The sequence below is a fragment of the Limosilactobacillus balticus genome (genome assembly GCF_014145615.1).
Taxonomy (GTDB): Bacteria; Bacillota; Bacilli; order Lactobacillales; family Lactobacillaceae; genus Limosilactobacillus; species Limosilactobacillus balticus.
Map to the genome: position 1 here is coordinate 1 of NZ_JACIVH010000060.1, position 4,583 is coordinate 4,583.

The 4,583-nt window shown below is 38.6% G+C and carries 5 protein-coding genes; 2 read left to right on the plus strand and 3 right to left on the minus strand.

All coding sequences use genetic code 11. The features are described 5' to 3' along the window. The 3 genes from H5S10_RS03800 to ybaK form a co-directional block, all read right to left on the minus strand. Window positions 1-959 (minus strand): IS110 family transposase (locus H5S10_RS03800; RefSeq protein WP_182588668.1); only part of this gene is annotated, 959 nt, incomplete at its 3' end. A gap of 251 nt (window positions 960-1,210) precedes the next feature. Next, entirely contained in the window at window positions 1,211-2,647 is a 1,437-nt protein-coding gene (locus H5S10_RS03805) for a C69 family dipeptidase (protein WP_182588767.1), read from the minus strand. Window positions 2,648-2,734: 87 nt separating this feature from the next. Further along, window positions 2,735-3,241, minus strand: coding sequence for a Cys-tRNA(Pro) deacylase (ybaK, locus tag H5S10_RS03810; protein ID WP_182587079.1), 507 nt, complete (start codon window positions 3,239-3,241; stop codon window positions 2,735-2,737). A 131-nt stretch (window positions 3,242-3,372) separates the two neighbouring features. On the opposite strand from ybaK, the gene H5S10_RS03815 reads away from it, so the two are divergent. Further along, entirely contained in the window at window positions 3,373-4,104 is a 732-nt protein-coding gene (locus H5S10_RS03815; protein ID WP_182587078.1) for a GntR family transcriptional regulator, read from the plus strand. Between the two features lie 204 nt (window positions 4,105-4,308). Next, the coding region (gene tnpA / locus H5S10_RS03820; protein WP_182588762.1) for an IS200/IS605 family transposase at window positions 4,309-4,583 on the plus strand (275 nt) is incomplete at its 3' end.

The following is a 4,583-nucleotide window of genomic DNA, read 5'->3' on the forward strand; positions in this document are numbered from 1 at the left end:
TGGTCTTGACCGGCATAAGTTCCAGAGTGGTGACGGCGAATATCAATCCCAACATAGGCATTGAGTTGGTTAGAGTTATCAAAACGACTAATGTCACCTAATTCTCCCATTAGTTGGGCGGCAGTCTGCTTGCCAATTCCCGGAAAAGAATAGTACAGGCCATACTCTGGCAAGAGCTGGGCAATAGATTCCATCCGCTTGATCACCTCTTCTTTTTTACGTGCTAAGGCAATTAATTGGCGAGTATAGTAGCGAACTTCATCAACCTGAATAGCGTCACTAGAAACAGCCGAATATGATTGTTGGGCAAGATCGATTAATCGATCGGCATACTTATAAGCTTTCATCTTAGATATTCGTTTATCTGTAGATGCCATTAGAATATTCTTTAATTTAACTCTCGAATAAGGCCTAACTAGTGCTGGGTGAGGGAAAAGCTCCACGATATTCAACGCTAATTTAGATGTTTTATTTACAAATAATTGCTTAAGTTCTGGAAAAACCTGTTCAAGTGCAGTATGAAGATGGTTTAGACGATAGTTCCAATCAGCGTTGAGCTGATTATAGAACCGACTAAGCTCATGTAGCTGAAGATAGTCTTTTTTCCAAGGAACTGTTAATCGAAAAGTATTTTCCTGGACAGTGAGAGCAATCCGATGAGCGTCTTTCTGATCGGTCTTAACTCGTCGTAGACTCTCGGACTTTAAATGAAGTTCTAGTGGATTAAGACGGCAAAAGCGGAGACCATTGGTCTCACAGAAATGTTCAATTACTCGCGAATAAATTCCAGTCGCTTCAAAGTAGATAATTGGCTTCTGAGCTTTCTTAATCATATCTCGTAGAGCATTAAACCCCGCTTTCGAGTGTACTAAAGAAAACTCTTTTAAGCAGTGTTTCCCTCGATACCAGACACAGTAACTTTTCCCCATTGAAACATCCAAGGCAAATATATCAGCCATAAAAAGACTTCCTTTCTAGAAATAGAGCTAGTCATTACCACCATCCTAGATTTGTACTTCATTTCCTAAATACCCGAACTCACAGTTCCACAACCTAAAAGCAAAATATCAAATCAAAGATAGCTGAAATCATTTTTTAATACGGACTCGAAGTCCCTGAGGCTATGTACGACCTTAGCTCTACCTTTAGAGTAACAAAAAAGTTCAGAACAAAATTATTTTTGTCCTGAACTAATCTTAGGTTGTTTTATTTACAAATTCTTATCGATTTGGAATGTTAACTTAGAAAGTTCGAGTCCATTCATTACTAACTCAGCCATTAAAGCTTTTGTTCGTTTAGCCATTTCGGCAACCATTTCATGTGTCTTTGAACTTAAGAAAGCACTGACTTCAGAAGATGACATCCCCTTAACCTGTGGAGCAACTTCATTTACCCAGCGGTAGAGATATTCACGGGCATCTTTGAGATAATCCAAGTCGGCCTTAGAAAATTCTGCATGGTGTGATTCGACAATCATTGAAAGTGCCCGATACATCCAGTAAGCACTCTTTAAATCCATATTAAGTTTCTCTGGTGTTTCACGATAGCTTACATCGATATCTTCAGCATTACCAAAGAATGGAACGTATGGGGTAAAGGTCGGAATACCAAAGCTCATCCACATAATCGTTGAAGCGGCTTCCGGTAAGTCATTGCGGACCTGAAGAACGTGGGAATTTTGTGTCCGGTTTAGTGAAATTGGTCGGAACATATGCTTTTGCTGGTCGGTACCTTCATGACCTAGTGGATCGTAAGGGGTTCCTTGGTAGTGGCTACTGAGGATCTTTTCCACATCTTCAAGGGTAATTCGGTGATCCGTTTGCATAATAAATGGAATATCAAAATCAAGCGGATCAAATTCAGTTTCCGGATTTAACACCTTATGACCGTACCATTGTCGTGGAGTATTGTAATGTTGATCAAAAATATCAGCAGTTCCGAAAATATGCCGGAAATTCCATTCATACTTGTCCGGATTGAGGTGGTTCTTTGCAACAAATTCTTGAATTCCGTCAGACCACATAAAGTTATCCTTATCGTTAAAATCAACTTGTTGAATGGCGATTCGATTTCCAGTAACAGCATATGCATCATCTGGAATCCGTTGTGCAACCCAGTGATGTCCGGTAACGATTTCCATATACCAAACATCATCCTTATCGCTGAAGATAACCCCGTTTCCTTCTGCAGAACCGTATTTCGCGATTAATTTACCGAGGTAAGCCACCCCATCGCGCGCACTATCGATGAAGGGAAGAGTGGCAGCAACGATAAGGTCTTCATTAATTCCGGTTTCAGTATTAAGCGGATCACAGGCTAAAACCCGTGCATTAGCATAAACACTTTCTGTAGCACTCATTCCAACGTTCTTTTCGTTAAAACCACTTTCGTCAAAGACTCCTTCAGTTTTGTAGTCGACATTAGGAGTACCTTGGTAACGGTAACCATCAGCAGGGCGATCGATCACACACTTATTTAAATAAGCTTTAACTTGATTGGGGTGATCATGATATGCCGGATAAGTTACAAAACGTTGTGGTGTAAGTGGAGCGAAAGTATCATCGTTCCGTGCTGCCATGGTTGAACCGTCAATTGTGGCATTACGGCCTACGAGGACGGTTGTACAAGCAGATAGATTTTTCTTCATTTTTTCAGGACCTTTCTATAATGACCTTAAATAAAACTATAGTAATAAGTTTAGTCTTCACAACTAGGGAGGTCAATCAATGGAAAACTACTTTTGTTCTAAATCAGCAAAAGTTGCATGAACTAATCCAGCTAAGTCTTCAGCGTTTAGTTTGACCGATCGACCAATTTTTCCAGATGAAACATAAATTTCACCTTGTTCTTTTGCTTCATTATCAATAAAAATCGGATATTGAAATTTTTCATAGATTCCTACAGGCGTGTTAGCACCATGAACATACCCCGTTGTCTTTAACAAGTTTTTAAGCGGAACCATATTAACTTTTTTGTTGCCAGAAACTTTAGCTAATTTCTTCTCATCAAGGTGAGTATCAACAGGGATAACCCCGACTAAGGGACCAGTCACATTACCAGTAAGGACAAGGGTTTTATAAATAATGTGTTCATCAATACCGGTGTGGTCAACGCTCATTGAACGGACATCGCCATCTTGATGTGTCGGAAATTCAGCTTGCTCATATGGAATATTATTTTTATCTAAGATTTGTTCCACCTGTGTTTTTTTCATTTTACTTTTTTTATTCTTTTTACTCATAAAAAGTTCATCTCCTAAATTTATCTGGGTCGCACCAATATTTTACAAAAAGATCCCAATTTAAAATAGGTCTGCTATACTTAAAGTGTATCATTAAAATTCGAATTAAATAAATCCGAGGAGTTAATTAGATGGCAGACTTAGTATATCGCTCAGTGATGCGTGATATAAAACAAAAAATTTTAGATAATGAATACCCCGGAATGCGATTGCCGGACGAACGAAGCTTAAGTGAGATTTACGAGGTAAGTCGAAGTTCAATCAAACGAGCGCTAGGTGTATTGGCGCAAGAAGGAATTATCTTCAAAAAGCGCGGTTCGGGAACCTTCATTAATCCGCTCTACCTAAAAAATCAGTCCTTATTTCACTATGAGGGGAGTAATTTGGGAGTTACGGATAGTTTTCAACTTGATGGCAAAAAGCAAAGTATTAAACTGCTAAATTACCAGGTTGTCCCAGCAAATAAAGAGGTTCAAGAAGAATTGTTCCTCGGTGATAATGATTTTGTTTATCAGATTAAACGATTACGACTGATTGATGACCAGCCCTTTATGATTGAAACTGGCTTTATCCCGATTAAAATTACCCCAACCTTATCACCAGAAGTAGTGAATGGTTCCATTTTTAATTATTTAGAAGATATGATGGGAAAAAGAGTGACGAAATCATTTATGACAATCGGGGTGTCTCCTTCAACTGCGGAAGACCAAGAGTTGTTAAAACTAACAGCAACAGAGCCAGTTGGAACGATTGAAGGAATCTTTTTCTTAGATGATGGAACCCCATTTGAAGTATCAAATATGCGGATTCACTACAAGTACATGAAATATAGTACCTTTGTTAGTCTAGATCAAGAAAGCTAGGCGGTAATAAGCGATCATCATGGATTGATGGCGCTTTTATTAATGTCTTTAGACCTAGTTGAGTGCGTGAGCAAAGCGAATGCACGAAACAAAAAACCACCTGCTATGCGGGTGGGCGATAAAAATTATATAAAAAAGGCCTCTTTTGCCTTAAGATGTAGGTGTTCAAGCCAAAGTCAATAAGGGAAAAGAGGTTGTATAAATATGGCTAATAAATTAAATAGCTTAGCCCATACGAAGTGGTTATGTAAGTATCACATCGTATTCATACCAAAGTATAGACGTAAAGCGATTTTCAATCAATACCGAAGAGACCTAAGAGATTATATTCGTTTGTTGTGCAAATATAAGGGAGTAGAAATAATTGAAGGTCATATGATGCCAGATCATGTGCACTTGTTAGTAAGTATTCCGCCGAAGCTAAGTGTATCGCAGTTTATGGGATACTTAAAAGGGAAAAGTGCATTAATGATGTTTGA

What these genes read in the sequence shown, in the direction of transcription:
- ybaK (WP_182587079.1), bottom strand. Translation starts at nt 3,241, where the DNA reads ATGAGTAAAAAGAATAAAAAAAGTAAAATGAAAAAAACACAGGTGGAA.
- H5S10_RS03815 (WP_182587078.1), top strand. Translation starts at nt 3,373, where the DNA reads ATGGCAGACTTAGTATATCGCTCAGTGATGCGTGATATAAAACAAAAA.
- H5S10_RS03805 (WP_182588767.1), bottom strand. Translation starts at nt 2,647, where the DNA reads ATGAAGAAAAATCTATCTGCTTGTACAACCGTCCTCGTAGGCCGTAAT.